The 19,631-nt window shown below is 41.2% G+C and carries 13 protein-coding genes; 1 reads left to right on the plus strand and 12 read right to left on the minus strand.

The features are described 5' to 3' along the window. Positions 1 to 15: 15 nt before the first annotated feature. From ZOBGAL_RS06820 to uvrC, 8 genes are all read right to left on the minus strand, one after another. Complete coding sequence (locus tag ZOBGAL_RS06820) at positions 16 to 2,571, minus strand: TonB-dependent receptor (protein ID WP_013992802.1); 2,556 nt, start codon at positions 2,569 to 2,571, stop codon at positions 16 to 18. 171 nt (positions 2,572 to 2,742) lie between these two features. Next, complete coding sequence (gene pgi, locus ZOBGAL_RS06825) at positions 2,743 to 4,380, minus strand: glucose-6-phosphate isomerase (RefSeq protein WP_013992803.1); 1,638 nt, start codon at positions 4,378 to 4,380, stop codon at positions 2,743 to 2,745. A gap of 79 nt (positions 4,381 to 4,459) precedes the next feature. Then, positions 4,460 to 5,755 carry a M23 family metallopeptidase gene (locus ZOBGAL_RS06830; protein WP_013992804.1) on the minus strand — a complete coding sequence of 432 codons (1,296 nt, stop codon included), beginning with the start codon at positions 5,753 to 5,755 and terminating at the stop codon, positions 4,460 to 4,462. A gap of 1 nt (position 5,756) precedes the next feature. Next, positions 5,757 to 6,728 carry a tryptophan 2,3-dioxygenase family protein gene (locus tag ZOBGAL_RS06835; protein ID WP_013992805.1) on the minus strand — a complete coding sequence of 324 codons (972 nt, stop codon included), beginning with the start codon at positions 6,726 to 6,728 and terminating at the stop codon, positions 5,757 to 5,759. Between the two features lie 5 nt (positions 6,729 to 6,733). Continuing rightward, positions 6,734 to 7,513, minus strand: a complete 780-nt coding sequence (locus ZOBGAL_RS06840) for a DUF3108 domain-containing protein (RefSeq protein ID WP_013992806.1) — start codon at positions 7,511 to 7,513, stop codon at positions 6,734 to 6,736. 487 nt (positions 7,514 to 8,000) lie between these two features. Further along, positions 8,001 to 9,143 carry a 4-hydroxyphenylpyruvate dioxygenase gene (hppD, locus tag ZOBGAL_RS06845; RefSeq protein ID WP_013992807.1) on the minus strand — a complete coding sequence of 381 codons (1,143 nt, stop codon included), beginning with the start codon at positions 9,141 to 9,143 and terminating at the stop codon, positions 8,001 to 8,003. Positions 9,144 to 9,330: 187 nt separating this feature from the next. Continuing rightward, positions 9,331 to 11,622 (minus strand): patatin-like phospholipase family protein, encoded by a 2,292-nt coding sequence (locus ZOBGAL_RS06850; RefSeq protein ID WP_013992808.1) that lies wholly within the window; start codon positions 11,620 to 11,622, stop codon positions 9,331 to 9,333. Next, complete coding sequence (uvrC, locus tag ZOBGAL_RS06855) at positions 11,606 to 13,393, minus strand: excinuclease ABC subunit UvrC (RefSeq protein ID WP_013992809.1); 1,788 nt, start codon at positions 13,391 to 13,393, stop codon at positions 11,606 to 11,608. Before uvrC ends, ZOBGAL_RS06850 begins: the two co-directional genes overlap by 17 nt. Before the next feature lie 442 nt (positions 13,394 to 13,835). Here uvrC and ZOBGAL_RS06860 point away from each other — a divergent pair, with 442 nt between their 5' ends. Next, complete coding sequence (locus tag ZOBGAL_RS06860) at positions 13,836 to 14,399, plus strand: 5-formyltetrahydrofolate cyclo-ligase (RefSeq protein ID WP_013992810.1); 564 nt, start codon at positions 13,836 to 13,838, stop codon at positions 14,397 to 14,399. A 3-nt stretch (positions 14,400 to 14,402) separates the two neighbouring features. Here the strand turns inward: ZOBGAL_RS06860 and ZOBGAL_RS06865 are convergent, their stop codons facing one another. The 4 genes from ZOBGAL_RS06865 to ileS form a co-directional block, all read right to left on the minus strand. Continuing rightward, the gene (locus ZOBGAL_RS06865; protein WP_013992811.1) at positions 14,403 to 15,044 is read right to left on the minus strand and encodes a lipoprotein signal peptidase; all 642 of its coding nucleotides are present in this window, start codon (positions 15,042 to 15,044) and stop codon (positions 14,403 to 14,405) included. 37 nt (positions 15,045 to 15,081) lie between these two features. Next, a complete protein-coding gene (locus ZOBGAL_RS06870; RefSeq protein WP_046287387.1) occupies positions 15,082 to 15,696 on the minus strand; it encodes a DUF4097 family beta strand repeat-containing protein in 615 nt (204 codons plus the stop codon). 70 nt (positions 15,697 to 15,766) lie between these two features. Beyond that, positions 15,767 to 16,150, minus strand: coding sequence for a TraR/DksA family transcriptional regulator (locus ZOBGAL_RS06875; protein WP_013992813.1), 384 nt, complete (start codon positions 16,148 to 16,150; stop codon positions 15,767 to 15,769). A 4-nt stretch (positions 16,151 to 16,154) separates the two neighbouring features. Continuing rightward, on the minus strand, positions 16,155 to 19,553 hold the full coding sequence (gene ileS / locus ZOBGAL_RS06880; RefSeq protein WP_013992814.1) for an isoleucine--tRNA ligase: 3,399 nt from the start codon (positions 19,551 to 19,553) through the stop codon (positions 16,155 to 16,157). Positions 19,554 to 19,631 lie beyond the last annotated feature (78 nt).

The following is a 19,631-nucleotide window of genomic DNA, read 5'->3' on the forward strand; positions in this document are numbered from 1 at the left end:
CGTATTACTTTTTAATTAAAAGCTATACCTAAGACTTACGTTCCAAGTTCTACCTAAACCAAAATAAGCATAGTTAGATAATGCAATCCCATCATAGGTTTGCTCACCCGCAACTGGCAAATCTGCAGAGGTTAGTTCAGATATATATATTTTGTGCAATGCATTATTAACATTAACCCTCAAACTTAGATTATTTTCTGCACTTATTGGGAAATTATAGGTAGCCCCTAAATCAAGAATACCAAAACTAGGTAGTTCCAAATTCTCTTTGACAGCACCTACATCCGCGTAAAGCTTATCATAAAATCTATAATCAGCATCTGCCGAAAAGTTCTCCAGTATTTGGTAATCAGCACCTAAACCAAAAGTTAATTGAGCAGCATCACCAACTTTTCCTCCATCAACATCTTCAGTTACCTCAGATAAAAGGTTTCTATCCTCGTCTCTCACAACAGTTCTTGAATCCCCCGAGTATTCCCAATTACCTATGGATAAAAACCCTCGCAACATTAATTGGTTGATATGACCTTTAGCATCTATCTCAATACCCGAGTGCAGCTGTTTTACCCCATAGTTAGATGTATAGATTTGCTCACCAGTTATATCGTCGGTAGTCGCAGAAGTAACCACTCTATCTTCCCAAGAAGTTCTATATAGGTTTATATTAGCAGAGAAATTATTCAGACGTAGTCCATAACCCGCTTCCAAACCGAATATTTTCTCATTCTCTGTAAGTGGGTTTATCTCATTTCCAAAATTCAGATAAATATTATCATGATAAGGTTGTCTTGAATAGTATCCGGTATTTGCATAAATACTATGAACCCCATCAATTTTATAGCTTCCTCCCGCTTTTACATTGAAGCCAGGATTAGTCACTTTCTCAGACTCTTCGTTAGCTTCATCATATTGATACCTATCCCATCGAACATGTGACTGTGAAGATGCTGCTCCTTGCACAAACAATGAGAAATCATCAACAGCATACTCAAGTTGGGTGAATATTCCACCGTAATTAATTCTCTCATCATAATCCCACGCATACCTTTCACCTTCATCCGCATAATTAGTAAGCGCGCTCCATGGATTAGCTTTAAAAGTTGCTGTAATTTGATTTCCAGAAGGATACCTTACATTTCCATTATCTTCAAAATAATCAGCACCTAACAAATCGTGAATTTGCCTAAAGTGAGACCCTTTGTAAGTACGCAAATCAAAACCTACATTCCAATCAAGATTATCGCTCAATTCAAGATTGTAGTTGGTTACCAAACCATACCAAGAATGATTATTGACCGAGTTACGCAAAGCATAAGTTGACGATCCATCTGCACTTGCCTCATTATTAGCGACTATAGCTCCCCAATTTATATAACCGTCTTCCGTACGCACTCTGCTACCAACATTACCTACACTTCCTCCTCTACCCCAAGAAGCATATAAAACTGTTGAAAGCTGTGATTTATCATTTATATCAAAATCCCAGTTTAAATTAGCTACAGGTTTATGATAGTAATTACCACGCTCAGAAATAAACTTATCCCCCAGATAACCATAATTATTATTATACTTTCGTCCATACTCCAAATATGTAGAAATAGGTTTTGAGTAATTCTGGTCATGATATTGTGGGGCTCCGGTCAACAAAAAGTTCAAATTATGACGATCACTTGGGGCATAGCCAAAGGAAATAAAATAATTTTGACCATACCCTTCGGTACCATCATTATACCCGTTACCCTGCCAATGGCTCAACATAACACTTACTCCAAAACCATTTTCATTCATTCCTGTACTATAACCTAAAGTACCTTTATAATAACTATCATTTGCCATACCAAAAGAAGCAAAACCACCTTCTTTTTTATCAGTAGCCTTGGTAACAAAATTAACTGTACCACCAACAGAAGATATTGCTAGTTTAGAAGAACCAAGCCCCCTTTGAATCTGAACACCATTCGCTATATCAGCCAGACCAGACCAGTTAGACCAGTACATTAATCCATCTTCCATACCGTTTATTGGTTGTCCATTTAACAAAAAGGCGGTGTTATCTTGACCAAAACCACGAACTGACATTCGAGAGTCCCCATAACCACTAGATTGTCCAGCGACGTATACAGATGGAGTGTTGACCATTGTCATGGTAATATCCTGCGTCCCAATCTTCTCTTGAATTTGCTTAGCAGGAATAGAAGATACTGCTATAGGAGTTTCTCTATCATTTGCTAAATCGATAATACCTGTACCAATTACAACAACTTCACCTAATTGCTCCGCATCTGGTTCCAACACAATCCGACCGATATCACCAGCACTGGTAAAGGCCACTTTTTTAGATGTATATCCAATATAAGAAACGAGAAGCGTTCCTGTGTTTTTGGTCGTTTCAATTTTGAACTGACCATCAAAATCTGTCGAGGTTCCGTTGGTCGTTCCTTGCAGAACAACACTAGCCCCTGGAAGTGGTTCATTAAGTTCGCCATCAATAACAGTACCTGTAATGGTTCCCTGTGAAAATGCGATAGTCGTCATTAGAAATGCGACCCAAGCGAAGTACATTTTTTTCATTTGTTCTGTTTTTACGTTTTTTCAGTTTGCTGCAAAAGTGCTGCATTTTAGGTGTACGAATGTTAAGGGAAGGTTAAATAACCTTTTCGCAAATATACTAATATGAAGACGAATTACCCCTTAAAAACAGGAAGTTACGCCCACATTTACAAAAACTGAGAAAACTTCATTTTAACTCTTAAAATATCTTAAAAGTTGCAAAGTAGAACCGTCATGATCAGCAATTTCCGAACCTTGAATATCCTTCAAAATTGTACCCGCCAACTGCTTGCCTAATTCAACACCCCATTGATCATAACTGAAGATATTCCAAATCACGCCTTGAACAAATATTTTATGCTCGTACAACGCAATTAAGCTACCCAAGCTCTTAGGCGTCAATTGGTCTATCAGAATTGTATTGGTGGGCTTGTTACCTTCAAAGACTTTGAAAGGCGATAATTTTTCCATCTCGTTTTCACTCATTCCCTTACTTTCCAACTCTTCACGCACCTGCTCTTCGGTTTTACCGTTCATTAACGCCTCGGTCTGTGCAAAGAAATTGGCCATGAGTTTATTGTGGTGATCCACATCACCATGCAAGGACTTCTTATAACCAATAAAATCAACAGGGATGATTTTTGTTCCCTGATGGATCAACTGAAAGAAGGCGTGTTGTGAATTGGTTCCCGGTTCGCCCCATATAATGGTGCCGGTTTCATAACCAACACGTTTACCATTGCGATCTACGCTTTTACCATTACTCTCCATTATACCTTGTTGCAAATAGGCGGAAAACCTACTCAAATATTGGGCATAGGGTATGATGGCCTCGGTTTCGGCCCCATAGAAGTTATTGTACCAAACGCTCAATAGCGCCAATACAACGGGAATATTATCTTTAAAATCGGTGTTTTTGAAATGCTCGTCCATTTCATTGGCTCCCGATAGCAGCTCATCAAAATGATCAAAACCCACTGCCAAAGCAATCGAAAGTCCTACAGCGCTCCATAAGGAAAAACGGCCACCGACCCAATCCCACATCGGAAATACATTTTCGGCAGCAATACCGAACTCGGCAATGGCCTCGGTATTTGTAGATACCGCGGCAAAATGCTTGGCAATATCTTCTTGTCTGCCATGTTTTAAGAACCATTTTTTTATGGTAGTAGCATTACTGAGGGTTTCCTGCGTGGTAAAGGTCTTCGACACCACAACAAAAAGAGTGGTCTCTGGATCTAGGTCTTTTAACACCTCGTTGACATGGTCGCCATCTACATTGCTGACGAAATGAAGTTTCAGGTGGTTCTTATAGAATTTTAAGGCCTCAACGACCATTGCGGGACCTAAATCAGACCCACCAATACCAATATTTACGACATCGGTAAACGCCTTGCCGGTATATCCTGTGGCTGTTCCTGAAATTACATTATCAGTAAACGCCTTTATATGTTCCTTCACCTGATAGACCTCCTCTACAACATTCTTGCCGTCAACGAGAATGGTATCGGACTTTTTGGCCCTTAATGCCGTATGTAGTACCGCACGCCCTTCGGTTTGGTTGATCAGGTCACCATCGAATTGTTTTTTAATCGCCTCGGCCAAATTCACTTCTTCGGCCAGCTGCAAAAGCAACTCCATCGTTTCCTCCGTGATTCTGTTTTTTGAAAAGTCGACCAAGAAATCGTTCCACTTTAAAGTGAACTTCTCCGCCCTCGACGGATCGGACGCAAAAAGGTCTTTTACCTTTTCCGCCTGACTGTTTGTATAGTGTTGGGTAAGTTTCTCCCAAATAGGAGTTTCCGTAGGGTTCGTGCTCTGTAAAGACATTCTGGTTTATTTTAGGTGTTAGCAATTGTCCATGGCGAAAATAAGCCATATTCAAACTAAACCAAAACCTCTACAGACCTTATTTTTCTGCCGACGCCAAATCTTCGGCCTCTATAATTTCTTCCGTTGGAATTTCCGGGTAAGACATACAGTCAAGTTGATCCTTTATCGGACCGATGTAGTCGAAGTATTCGGGCTGCAACGATTCGTCCAAAGGCTCTGCCAAAGGAAGTTCTTCTTTCAACGGATCTACCTGCCTACCGTTTTTCCAGAAACGATAGCAAACATGTGGACCACTGGTATTACCTGTCATACCGATCCAACCGATCACATCGCCTTGTCTTACATACTGACCACGTTTTACATTCTGCTTTTTCATGTGCAGATACTGCGTAGAGTAGGTTCCGTTATGCCTGATTTTTACATACTTACCGTTACCACCCCTTCTTGTAGATTCCGTAACCGTACCATCGGCAGTGGCCAAAATAGGCGTTCCTAAAGGCGCAGCATAATCGGTTCCCTTATGGGGCCTGATGCGGTTTCCGTAATATTTTATTCTACGCTTAAGGTTATACCTCGATGAGATACGGCTAAACTGAACCGGAGCCCTTAAAAAGGTCCTTCTTAAATTATTTGCTTCCTCATCAAAATAATCACGAATGTTTTTTAAAGAATCGTTCTCGTAAGAAAAGGCATAAATCGGTCTTCCATTATGCTCAAAATAAGCTGCTTCAATTGGGCCGGCTCCAGCATATATCGAATCGTTTATGTATTTTTCCTTGTAGATTACCTTGAATTTATCTCCTTTTTGAAGACGGAAGAAGTCAATGGTCCAAGCATACACTTCAGAAAGGCTATTGGTTACCGTATAGTCTATCCCTTGATCTAGAATAGCCTGCGACAAAGAAGTTTCAATTACCCCAGAAGCTTCACGCTCTACATAAGTAACTTCCTTTTTGTCTTTATAGGCCTTTACGGTATCCCTTAAATCGACAACGGTATAATTGATCGCATCGTTCTCATAAATAAAGACCTGAGCCGCTTCCGTAGTATCCTTCGACTTTAAAATCAGGTAGGGTTTGCCCACACGGATTTTCCGAACGTCGAAAGTATCTTTAAAATCTTGGGTTATCTTGGCAATCTTGGGGTATTCCACTTTATGCTGTAACATGAGCTCCCCAAAACTATCACCATTTTTCACGGTGTCCAATTGCACGGTGAACTCATCTAGATTGAACCCAAACTGTTTCATTACGGGTTTTTCGGGTACTACAACAGCCAACTCTTTATCGACCGGCTCCTTAAGGACTGGCCGATCATCTTTACAGGATAAGGATAATAAAACGATTAAAAAAAGGCCCCAATATTTTTGCATGCTAATGTGTTTGTTTCTTTTCTGGGTTAAAGATATGGTCTACCCACTCTTTGCCCCAATCATTTAACTCTTGTTTAGAATATATCTCAGGAAAAAATATGACTTTTTGAAAACTTGGCGGCAAATAGTTTTTCCAATTGGTTCCACCAGTGGCCTCTATTTCCTCTTTGTCCTTTGCCAAGTAACGATGGGCAGAGCCCATATGCATCAAAGGCCAGTTGACGTTCGCATTCATATCCAAAGTCTTTAACGCATCTATCAGCTCTTTATTATCTTTCTTGCCCTCAGGCAATTGCAGATATTTTTGATATATGGTATTTCCTTCTATTTGTTTGGCAATTCGTATCAATCGCGGCGTATATCTGTACTCGAACTGCTTCAATGTCAAGGTCTTCTCCCCGGTAGCCAAATCCGTAGCCCCCTTTTTCCAATATATCTCCTCGTACAGTTCCTCTATACTGTTCGCCGACGAAAAATTGTCGCGTTGGGTGTGATGCACCAAATTTTCTAAAGGCGTGGCATAAATCTCGATCATTCGGTATTGGGCCGACTGAAATCCACTAGCAGGCAACAAAGCCATTCTATACTGTAGAAACTGCTCGCGCTCCATACCTTTGATCATAATACTGAAAGAAGAAATCAGGGCTTTGAAATAACTATTGATCCGCCTGGCCTTTTCTATAAAGAAATCAATATTCTGTGATTTATCATCTACCAACTGCTTTTGTTCGTGCAAAATAAGCTTAAAATAAAGCTCGGTAATCTGATGGTACATGATAAAAATTTCCTCATCGGGAAAGTAGGTACGGGGAACTTGTAGACTTAACAGCGTATCAAGATGGATATAATCCCAATAGGTAAGGTAACGTTGGTACAAAAGGCCATCTAAATAAGAGCTCAAATCTTGACCAGAATCTTTATATTTTTCTTCTAGTTTTGAAATTTGTGAATCTATTCGCTCTTTATCTCTCATCAGGCTTAGTCCATTATTATCTTGAACTGGTGTTTTAGTCCGTTATAACCGTCAAGGTCGGCTTTAATAGACCCCACCGCCAAATCTGCTTGTATACGGATAGGAATCCTATTATCGTCTGCCGAAACCCATAACGAAAGGCTCTCCCTTTCTTTAAAAACACGACCGGACTGCACCAAGGGTCTAAATTTATAACATTCTACCTTACCGAACTTGGTTTTAAGTATTTCTGTTCCCAAATATTTAAGCTTAAAATTGAAAATTCCGTCATCATCGTACAACATTTTCAATTTTATGGCTTCCCCAACTACCAAATCGCTTGGTTCGTAGTTGTTTCGAAGATAATAGAAGGCAGATAGCAAATCTTGAATACTGTCCTTTAGTTCAAATTTATACTTTTTATTGTGTTTTTTATCGTACAGGACAGCTTTATCTTCCTTATAATCGAAATTTATCTCAATATCCTTGGTATAACCACCTTCGTCAATTTTACGAATGAACCTATACGGGCGACCGTCTTCCTTCCCGAAATAACTTTCATAGGTATCGTCTACCTTAAAGAACACACTGGCAAACCCAGTTGTTCGGCCCTTTCCTACGACGTGATATACCGGAATTCCATCAATATCAGAAGTCTTTAAGTGCAAGGTCGCATAACTGGCATTCAAAAAACCGTAATGCATTCTAAACTTCAACCACTCACCGGGTTGAAAAGCAGATTTACTTTGCTGGGAATAGGAAGAAAAAACAGTAAAGAGCAAAAATAGGGCAAAGGCGTTTTTCATAGCTATAGTATTACGATAAAAATACAAAATGCACTTGTATATTATCACGGACTCACAATTACTTAAACAAAATTTATTCCAAAGTATTGCATGTATCGCTATGCCTGACTATTTAGTTTTTGACGCGACCTAAAAACTAGGTCCCGAATTTACATAAAACAACTCCTCGGGGCGAAAACAAAGGAACGACCCCTTTATACAGAAAAAAAGCCCCAACATTATATGTCAGGGCTTTTCCTAAATAACCAACCAAACTTTAAATTATGAAAAACCAATACTTAAAGTTGTAAGGGAACCACCCCTTACGCCAACAAATTTAAGGCAAACCTTTAAACCTCAAACCCTTTTAACTTACTTTAACTATTACATTAACAGTTCTTTTTACTTACAGCAAGGATTTTGGCATTTCATTAAGAAGTTGTGCTGTGCTATGCCTTAAAATAGCGGCCTTCAAAGCTCAAAGTTTGGCCGTGGAAAAATTTCGAATTTACAGGGTACCCCTAGATTCCTGCTCCCTTTCAATCGCTTCAAAAAGGGCTTTAAAATTTCCTTTGCCAAACGATTTGGCCCCCTTACGTTGAATAATTTCTATGAACATTGTCGGGCGATCCAAAATAGGCTTTGTAAAAATCTGAAGCAAGTAGCCCTCATCATCCCTATCGATAAGAATCCCCAGCTCACTAAGCGGTACCAAATCCTCATCAATTTCACCCACACGATCCAAAACGTCTTCATAGTAGCTCGCGGGTACGGTCAAAAACTCAATACCGCGGTCACGTAAAGAAGAGACGGTTTCTATAATATTATCCGTAGCAAGGGCCATGTGTTGTACCCCCGCACCATTATAGAATTCTATATACTCCTCTATTTGTGATTTTTTTCTGCCGTCCGCAGGTTCGTTTATCGGAAACTTTATACGACCGTTTCCATTGCTCATAACCTTGCTCATCAAGGCCGTGTATTCCGTAGATATGTCTTTATCGTCAAAAGACACCAACTGGGCAAAGCCCATGACCTTGGCGTAGAATTCACACCACTTGTTCATTTCGTTCCAACCCACGTTACCGACCATATGGTCCACATACTTCAGGCCTACGTTGGTTGGCTGGTAATAAGGCTTCCAAGCTTTGAAGCCTGGCATAAATACCCCTTTATAATTTTTTCGTTCTACGAAAACATGTACGGTTTCCCCATAAGTGTGAATACCCGATAGTACAACCTCCCCTTCCCCATCTTGTAAGGTCTTAGGCTCAAAATAGGCTTCCGCCCCACGTTTCACGGTCTCATTAAAACTATGGCGCGCATCATCTACCCAAAGGGCTATGGCCTTTACGCCATCACCGTGAGAATCTATATGTTTATTGATCTCGCCTCCAGGTTTTAAAGGCGAAGTAAGTATCAAACGTATTTTCCCCTGCTCCAATACATAAGAGACACGGTCTTTCAGGCCCGTTTCCAGACCGGCATACGCTAGTGGCTGAAAGCCCCAAGCCGACATATAATAATGGGCGGCCTGTTTGGCGTTACCCACATATAGTTCTACATAATCGGTTCCCAATAACGGAAGAAAATCTTCTGCCTGCGGGTTTTCTTTTGGTAATTGTAACGAGGTATTATCTAAAGTTGACATAAGCGTATTTTTAAATGAAAGTGAAATAATATAACCAAAGGCCTTTAAGGCAATAAAATGCCCTTAGCGGAAACCCGCCCCAATTCATTTCACTTACCACATAGCCCTCAAGTGCGAGGTAATATCAACTCGTAGCTCTAACATACTTACAAATATCGCAAAAAATAATAAAGACCGGCAAACCTCATCAAAACCAATACCCAAAACTAAAGAAGAAATTCCCCTGACTACCCTCTGGGGTCCAGGTGTAGTGTACTTGTAGCGGACCTAAAAAAGACTCCCATCCATAACCGACACCATACCCCGAATAAATGGGCAGGTCAAACCATTCGCCAGTTCTAAAAAGGTCATCATCAACATTGGCATAGTTGGCGGTGAACATAAAATGGTTTTTGGGCGCAAACTCAAGGTCGAGGCGACCATACCCCTTTACAAAGGCGTTTCCGGGCAACGATAAAAAATCATAGCCGAAAAAGGGCCGAAAGTTGTTGATAAGGTTCGTTCCGTAACCCCCAAGTACAAAATCGAAAGAGGTGACATTTGAGGTCCCCAATTTAAAACCTCCCTCAATTTCCGTATTCAAAGACAGATTGCCGATCAAGGGTATGGCCAAGCCCGCCCTGGCCTTGGCTATTGAAAACTCCTTAAAGTTGTCGTTAAAATCGGAAGACAATACATAAAAGTGGAAATCCCCGTCAAAATACAGTCCTTTGGAGGGGAAGTATTTATCGTTGTACGTATCAAAGGTCAACTGCCCAAAAGCACTGTAAAAATTACTTTTTTCAAATATGGTCCGCTCATCTTGGTCTTGACCGGCAGGTAAATTTACATCTCGCCTCAAGGTTTTAGTGGTATATTTTAAAAATTTGTGTTCCAAGCCCATTCTAAAGGCAAACTCTTCCCGAAGTACGGTTTGGACATACACCTGATTGGTAAGATCTGTAACATCCATGTTAATGGTATTTACATTCAATCCGGCCTGAACATCAAAGTTTTCGCGCAATAAATCGAAATTAACCTCCTTTTCAAACTTATTGAACCTTGAGTTGAAGCCAAAACTCCAGTAAAACCCCTTATCGACATAGTATTGTAGATTGTACCTAAGGTTATCGCCTACAATAAAATCAAAGGAAGAAACATCATCTCGGGTAATCAGGCTTTTCCTTGTATAATTGAGTATTGCAGCGGTCTTATAGAGATTATCGTAATGGGCCCCGAGGCGGATAAACGATTTGGTCTTGGTTTCGTCGAGGTCAAGCTCGATTATTCGCTCATCGTCATTATCGCGTAATTGATAGTGAATGGTTTGAAAATTTCCGGTCGCCGCAAGATTGCTGATCCCTTGCTGAAGTTTAGAGAACGTAGTAGGCTTATCGGTATCGAACCTAAGCTTACCCTTTACGTAACCTCGAGAGTAATTAGGACTTTCACGAATGATCAAACGGTCTATGGACAAGGTATCCGAAGGCACAATTTTAGCCCGCTCCGAAGGCTTTTCCTTTTGTTTTTCGGCCAATGCTTTTAAGGCATCTATATTTTTGAGCGCCGCATCTTCCCCACTTTTAATCAGCACATCGTGCAAATCGAAATCCATCATAGAAAACTCACTCATGTTGGGCTTGATATAAATATCGGTCTTTTTAGACTTTTCCTTCATATCGAGCACCGTTCTATAATTGTTTATCTGTAATAAGATTTCGGTTGCCGTCAATAGCGATTCACGGTTTCTGAGTCCGTGCTGCACGTCGACCCCTATGACGATATCGGCCCCCATTTCTTTCACCTCGTCAATAGGGTAATTATTGACCACCCCACCGTCGATCAACACTTTTCCGTTAATTTTTGCCGGTTCAAAAAGCGAGGGCAAGGTTCCGCTTGCCATTACCGCTTCCGGAAGGTAGCCTTCCTTTAAAATAACCTCATTGCCCGTTTCGACATCGGTTGCGATACAAACGAACGGGATCGGCAACTCGTCGAACTTGGTTATATTTCTTACCGGGTACAAAAACTTCACAAGTTCGTTATACACGTTCTGTCCACCTGAATAGGCCGGAGGCACGGAAACCTTGAATCCATCGAACGGAAGGGTTATTGCATATTTTTCGGAATTTTCCTTTTCATAAAACGTTTTTGCGCTACGGGGCAGGTTGTCCTGTATCAGGTTGGTAAAATCCGTTGCCCTAAAAATGGAATCCAATTGATCACCGGTATAACCCGCCGCGTACAAAGACCCGACGATAGCCCCCATACTGGTGCCCCCGATATAATCGATTTTTATACCCGCTTCCTCTATCACCTTTATCGCGCCGATATGTGCCATACCCTTGGCCCCACCACCGCTGAGAACCAGGCCTACCTTTATACCATCTTCCCCTGATGGCTGCGCCATAGCAGGCCCAACCACAAAAAACAGGCATAATAAGAACATACATGTTCTCACGAAACGCAACCCACAGTAATATTTAATGAAATGCTTCATAAACTTTTTTGGCCCTAGACACACCCACCACTTCGGTCAAGTTTTCTATGGATGCTTCCTTTATACGTTTTACCGATTTGAATTTTTTCAACAGCTCTTCCGCTGTTTTTGCCCCGATACCATCTATACTTTCCAACTTGGAATCTATAGCGGCCTTACTCCTTTTATTCCTATGGAAAGTTATACCAAAACGGTGGGCTTCGTTCCTGAGCTGTTGTATTATTTTTAAGCTTTCCGATTTTTTATCAAGATACAACGGAATCGGATCTTCTGGAAAAAAGATCTCCTCTAAACGCTTGGCAATGCCTATAATCGCAATTGTCCCCCTAAGCCCTAAAGCATCGAGACTTTTCAAGGCCGACGACAATTGCCCCTTTCCCCCATCGATAACAATGAGTTGCGGCAAGGGCTCTTCTTCTTCCAACAAACGCTTGTAGCGCCTAAAAACCACTTCCTCCATAGAAGCAAAATCATCGGGCCCCGTAACGGTCTTAATATTGAAATGCCGGTAATCTTTTTTTGAAGGTTTTCCATCCTTAAAGACTACACAGGCGGCCACAGGATTGCTTCCTTGAATATTGCTATTGTCAAAACACTCTATATGCCTTGGCTCTGCGGACAGGTGCAGGTCCTTTTTCATCTGGGCCATAATACGGTTGGTATGCCGATCGGGATCGATGATCTTGATCTGCTTGAACCGTTCTTGCCTATAGAATTTGGCGTTCCGCTCCGATAGATCTAAAATTTTCCGCTTATCACCCAATTTTGGTATCGTAACTTTAAGATGAGACTCGACCGGCACTTCAAACGGCAGATAAATCTCCCTTGAAAGGGAATTAAACCGCTGGCGGATTTCTATAATGGCCAAGGCCAACAACTCCGCATCGGTCTCATTGAGTTTCTTCTTCATTTCGAGCGTATGCGAACGTATTATGGACCCGTGCGACAATTGCAAGAAATTCACATAACCGTGGGATTCGTCAGAAATAATGGAAAACACGTCAACATTATTGATTTTCGGGTTAACAATAGTAGATTTCACCTGATAGTTTTCAAGTATCTCTATTTTCTCCTTTACTTGCTGGGCTTCCTCAAACTTCATTTCCGATGCCAAGGATTTCATTTGCGTTCGAAAATAGCTCAACGATGATTTAAAATCACCTTTTATGATTTTTCTGATATCCTCAATTTGGGCGTGATACTCTTCGGCATCCTGCAAGCCTTCACAGGGACCTTTACAGTTGCCGAGGTGGTATTCGAGACAGACCTTATACTTGCCACTCTCTATTTTTTCCTTGGAAAGGTCGTAGTTACATGTTCGCAGGGGATACACCCCCTTGACCAAATCAAGCAAGGTCCGAACCGTTTTCATACTGGTATACGGACCAAAATATTCACTTCCATCCTTAATCATTTTCCGCGTAGGAAATATTCTGGGGAAGCGTTCATTTTTGATACATATCCACGGATACGATTTATCGTCTTTCAACAAGACGTTGTACCTCGGCCTATATTTTTTAATAAGGTTGTTCTCCAAAAGCAAGGCATCGGATTCGGTCGGCACAACGATATGCTTGATCCTTCGGATCTTTTTGACCAGCACTCTCGTCTTACCGTACTCGTGATTTTTGGTAAAATAAGAGGAGACCCTTTTTTTTAGGTTTTTTGCTTTTCCTACATATAATATTTTATCGTCAGCATCATAAAATTGATAAACACCGGGACTTTTGGGCAAGGTACTAAGCTGTACGTCTATAGGTACTTGGGGCATTATAAATTCGTTTATCAATTGTAGCGGCAGACCATCGTGGTTCTACCACGTTAAATTACTACGTTTTATTAAAAGGACTAGGTCTTTTACGCTTTTTTAACGAAACATCTAAGGCTATTTTTAACGTAAGAAGCAAAAGTAGGAAACCTCTTTGTTTTGTTTGTTTTAAGAAAATATTTGCACACTGTTGCACATGATTTGACCCATTTCTGTTAAAAAAACACTAAAAAATGTATTTCACCGATAAAAACTTGCACTTAAAAGTGTTTTCAATCATTTTTTTATTTAGATTTAAACATCAAAATCACATACCACATGGATAAATATATCATAACCCTCGGCCTGTATCTTATCTTAATGATATCTTTTAAGATATATTACGCAGTGTCTGTAAAAGAATAGACGTACTCGAAGTTTCCCATTTCAAAAGAGATTACGCTCAATGCTTAAGAACGATTTACGATCTCTTTACAAGACCAAAAGAGCTTCTTTAGATCAAGAATCCCTCTCCGATTCTAGTTTAAGTATTGCCAACGCATTACTCCACTTGCCGATATGGTCTTTCAGTTATTACCATATCTTTTTGCCGATTACCGAAAATAAGGAAATAGATACCTCTTTCATTCTGACTATCCTTCAAGGGAAAGACAAGAATATCGTCTTGCCCAAAATGGCCGATGGCGCAACTTTACAACACTATCTGCTGACCGACTCTACCCGTATCCAGAAAAACCATTGGAATATACCCGAACCCATTGACGGTATTGAGGTACCGCTAAATAAAATCGATGTTGTTTTCATTCCCTTGCTGGCCTTTGACAAAAAAGGCAACCGAGTGGGCTACGGCAAAGGCTTTTACGATGGCTTTTTAGCCCAATGCCGACCCGATGTCATCAAGATAGGCCTATCCCTGTTTTCTCCAGAAGAAGAATTAATAGAGGACACCAATAGCAACGATGTGGGTTTAGATTACTGCGTAACGCCCGTAAAAACGTATTCTTTTTAAAAACTACTCCGTTTCTTCTACAGACTCATCACCTGCTTTGCCAAAGGCTTTCTTATTAAATACCAAAAGTATACCTACACCTGTACTTATAGCCATATCGGCAATATTGAAGACAGGTTCAAAGAAGCGAAAACTAGACCCGCCCAAATAGGGTACCCATGAAGGCCAGGTAGTATCTACCATAGGAAAATAGAGCATATCTACGACCTTTCCGTAAAAAAGACTTCCGTAAGGCTCATCGGAAAAGGCAGTAGCCAGCTGTTGATAGCTATCACTAAATATTACGCCGTAAAAAACCGAATCTATTATATTGCCCAATGCACCGGCAAAGATCAGACACACCGCAAGAACGAGTGTTTGGGAAGATTTTTTACGTACGGTATCGTACAGCCAATATCCGATTCCGGCAACGGCAAATAAACGGAATACGGTCAGCACCAACTTACCGGAAGGTTCCGATATAGGAAGGAAATCACTTAGTTTAGCTCCCCAGGCCGCACCAGAGTTCTCAATGAACAATATTTTGAACCAACTGAAAACCTCAACCGACTCGCCCAGTTGAAAATTGGTCTTGATATAGATTTTGCTCAGCTGATCTATGATTAAAACAGCTATAATAATGAGCAACGATTTCTTTAAGTTCATGGTACGTATACAAGTTGAATCCGCAAAAATAAGTATATTATTCGGTTTTCGTAATTTGAATATCCCCTGTAACGGTAGTAAGCGTATACTTCGTATCCCCAACGGGAATATTATCCCTTTCAACACTACCGTATTTATTAATCACATGGATATTCCCGCTTTTCGCGGCAAGCAATATGCTCCCGCTTTGGGTATGCACGTTCACGTTTTCAGAAACGTTTGAAAGCGCACAGCGGCCGTCGTTTAAAGAAACGTTCAGATCCGTATAGTCTCCACTCATCAACACGTTACAGCTTGTACCGAACACGGTCACGTATTTGTACTGAGGCAACACCACTTTCAATTCTATTGAAACCACTTTATGGGCACTAAGCTTATCGTTAGGATTGTGAAAATTGGGTTGGAACCCACTACTGACCATAATAGAGTTACCCTCTTTTTTTACCGAAACCAAAAGGTCTTTCATGTACTCCCCGTCTATGGTGGCCTCTACCGACATTTCGGCCCCTGGTGCCGTTTCCACCGCTAATTTGTAGCAATTGGTCACATCAATGTTAATTGAGGTGATTTCGCTGTTTACCAATGATTTTCTCACCACCTTTTGGGCCGACAAAAGATGGAAGGACAAAAATAAAAACACGAACAACCTCATAGGTACAGATATAAAAAAACCCACAAGAATACACTTCTCGTGGGTTCGATAATTTTTACAGAGCAGAAAATTACTTTTGCATGTTCTTCGCCTCGATGCTCAAAGTAGCATGGGGAACCAACTTCAAACGTTCCTTGGCGATAAGCTTACCGGTAACCCGACAAATGCCGTATGTTTTGTTCTCGATACGCAAAAGCGCATTCTTAAGGTCTCTAATAAATTTCTCTTGACGGATGGCCAATTGGGTGTTCGCCTCTTTGCTCATGGTTTCGGACCCTTCTTCAAAAGCCTTAAAGGTAGGCGAAGTATCGTCCGTACCATTATTACCGTCGTTCATATATGAGCTTTTCAATAACTCCAAGTGACTCTTAGCCTTCTCGATCTTGTCTTCGATCAACTCCCTGAATTCGGCCAGATCCTTGTCCGAATATCTAACTTTTAAATCTTCTGCCATTATCTTAATGTTTTTCAATAAATAATTTAGTTTTAACTTCATCAAAGGCAACCTCAGTCCCCCTATCCAAGCTTTCTTCAAAAACAAGTTCGGCAGTCAACGTTTCGGTTTTGATATAACCGAGGTTATTCGATACCGCTTTTTCAACAAAACCGTCTTTAAGAATCTTGATATCAATCTTATCGGTCACCTCGAACCCAGAATCTTTTCTCAAGTTCTGAATTCTATTTACAAGCTCTCGAGCTATACCTTCTTCCCTCAAATCTTGATTGATTGTTACGTCCAGCGCTACGGTAAGCGTACCAGAACTTGCAACCAACCAACCTTCGATATCTTGCGAGGCTATCTCTACATCTTGCAGTTGTAATGTAATAATTTTATCGTCAATGTCAAGCGAAATTTCGCCATTCTGCTCAATTTTTTGGATATCATCTTGACCCAATTGCGCAACGGCCTGGGCAATTTTCTTCATATCCTTACCGTATTTAGGGCCTAGCACCTTGAAATTCGGCTTAATTTGCTTCACTAAAATGCCCGATGCATCATCAAGCAATTCTATTTCCTTTACGTTCACCTCCGACATGATCAAATCGGCCACCGCTTCGATCTCGTGCTTTTGATTTTCATCAAGAACAGGTATCATTATCTTTTGTAAGGGCTGACGGACCTTTATCTTTTCTTTCTGACGGATCGAGAGTACCAAGGACGAAATGGTCTGTGCTTTTTCCATCTTACTTTCTAGGTCCTTATCTACGACTGCCTCATCATACTTCGGGAATTCGGCCAAATGTACACTTTCAAATGCTTCCTTTTTGGTCGTATTCGTTAAATCTTTGTACAATCGGTCCATAAAGAAGGGTGCCACGGGTGCCGAAAGTTTGGCTACGGTTTCCAAACAGGTATATAAAGTCTGGTAAGCCGATATCTTATCCTTTTCATAACTTCCTTTCCAAAAGCGTCTTCTACACAAGCGTACGTACCAGTTGCTCAAATTCTCTTGAACATAATCTGAAATGGCACGTGTAGCCTTGGTAGGCTCGTAATCGGCATAGGCTTCGTCAACGGTTTTAATCAACGAATGTAGTTCCGATAAGATCCACCGGTCGATTTCAGGTCTTTCGTTCAGCGGAATTTCCGCCTCTGAATAATCAAAAGCATCGATATTGGCATAAAGGCCAAAGAACGAATAGGTATTGTAAAGTGTTCCGAAGAATTTGCGCTTCACCTCAACGATACCCTCGGTATCGAACTTTAAATTATCCCAAGGGTTCGCATTCGAAATCATGTACCAACGTGTAGCATCCGCCCCATGTTCGTTCATGGTATCGAAGGGATCCACGGCATTGCCCAAGCGCTTTGACATTTTTTTGCCCTCCTTGTCCAACACAAGTCCGTTAGACACTACATTTTTATAGGCTACGGAATCGAAAACCATTGTAGCTATGGCGTGTAAGGTATAGAACCACCCTCTTGTCTGGTCGACCCCTTCGGCAATAAAGTCGGCAGGATAGGTCTTGCCCTCATCGATCAAGTCTTTGTTTTCAAATGGATAATGCCATTGGGCATAAGGCATGGAACCACTATCGAACCAAACATCGATCAGATCACTTTCGCGCTTCATCGGTTTGCCCGAAGTGGAAACCAAAACCACCTGATCAACGATATTCTTGTGAAGGTCTATTTTTTCATAGTTTTCGTCAGATAGGTCACCAACCACGAAATCGTCAAAAATATCCTTTTCCATTACACCGGCAGCCACAGCCTTTGCCATTTCCGACTTCAGTTCGGCCACAGATCCAATGATCATTTCCTCTTTTCCGTCTTCGGTCCTCCAAATAGGAAGTGGTATACCCCAATACCTAGACCTAGAAAGGTTCCAGTCATTGGCATTCGCCAACCAGTTACCAAAACGGCCTTCCCCGGTAGATTTCGGCTTCCAATTAATGGTTTGGTTCAAGGCGAACATACGATCCTTCACATCGCTGATCTTAATAAACCATGAATCTAAGGGGTAATATAAAATAGGCTTATCGGTACGCCAGCAGTTGGGATAACTGTGTACGTACTTCTCCACCTTAAATGCTTTGTTCTCTTCTTTGAGCTTTATGGCAATTTCCACATCGACCGAACGTTCGGGCTCTTCCCCTGCCGTATAATATTCGTTTTTAACATATTTGCCCCCGAACTCTTTCATTTCAGGACGGAACTTCCCTTGCAAATCTACCAATGGAACCGGATTTTTATTTTCATCCAATACCAATAGGGGCGGAACTTCGGGCACAGCCTGTTTGGCCACCAAGGCATCATCGGCACCAAAAGTAGGGGCCGTATGTACAATACCGGTACCGTCTTCCGTAGTTACGAAATCACCGGCAATTACACGAAATGCATTTTCAGGGTTTTGATAAGGAAGGGCATACTCAAGGAGTTGCTCATATCGAATACCCACTAAATCTTTACCAACAAATTCCTTTACTACGTAAAAAGGTATTTTCTTATCTCCGGCTTGGTACGCCAACAAATCGGATTTGGCTTCCACTTGCTCGAACTTCCCTGAAAACTGCTTCCCTACCAAACTTTTGGCCAGAACTACGTTCATGGGCTTAAAAGTGTACTGGTTATAAGTTTCCACCAAAACGTAATCTATTTTGGGCCCTACGGTCAACGCGGTGTTCGAAGGCAGTGTCCATGGGGTGGTCGTCCACGCCAAGAAATATACATCACCCTCATTCTGGAGAAAATCGGGCAGCGATTCTTCTATCGTCTTAAATTGTGCCACTACCGTAGTATCGGTCACATCTTGATATGTACCCGGTTGGTTAAGCTCATGCGAACTTAAGCCCGTACCCGCCTTAGGTGAATACGGCTGTATCGTGTACCCCTTATAGATCAAGCCTTTGTCGTATATCTGCTTCAATAACCACCAAACAGACTCCATATATTTTGGCTTGTAGGTAATATATGGGTCGTTCATGTCTACCCAATAGCCTACTTGTTCGGTCATTCGGTTCCACACATCGGTATAGCGCATAACCGCCTTCTTGCAGGCCGCGTTATATTCTTCTACGGATATTTTTTTACCGATATCCTCCTTGGTTATCCCCAATTCTTTCTCTACACCCAGTTCAATAGGCAATCCGTGTGTATCCCAACCGGCCTTACGCTTCACTTGAAAACCCTTCATGGTCTTGTACCTCGGAAAGATATCCTTGATCGTTCGCGCCATGACATGGTGGATCCCTGGCATACCGTTTGCCGACGGCGGACCTTCATAAAAAACATAACTAGGTTTACCCTCCCTAGAGGAAATACTTTTCTCGAAAATCTGGTTTTGCTTCCAATAATCGAGTATATCTTCAGCTACTTTGGGCAAATCCAATCCTTTATATTCCGCAAACTTCATAATAAGTGGCTCTACTGCATTAATTTAAGGCTGCAAAATTAGCAATTTTTACCCGAATTAAGTCGATTTGAAAGAATT

This window comes from Zobellia galactanivorans, assembly GCF_000973105.1.
GTDB lineage: Bacteria > Bacteroidota > Bacteroidia > Flavobacteriales > Flavobacteriaceae > Zobellia > Zobellia galactanivorans.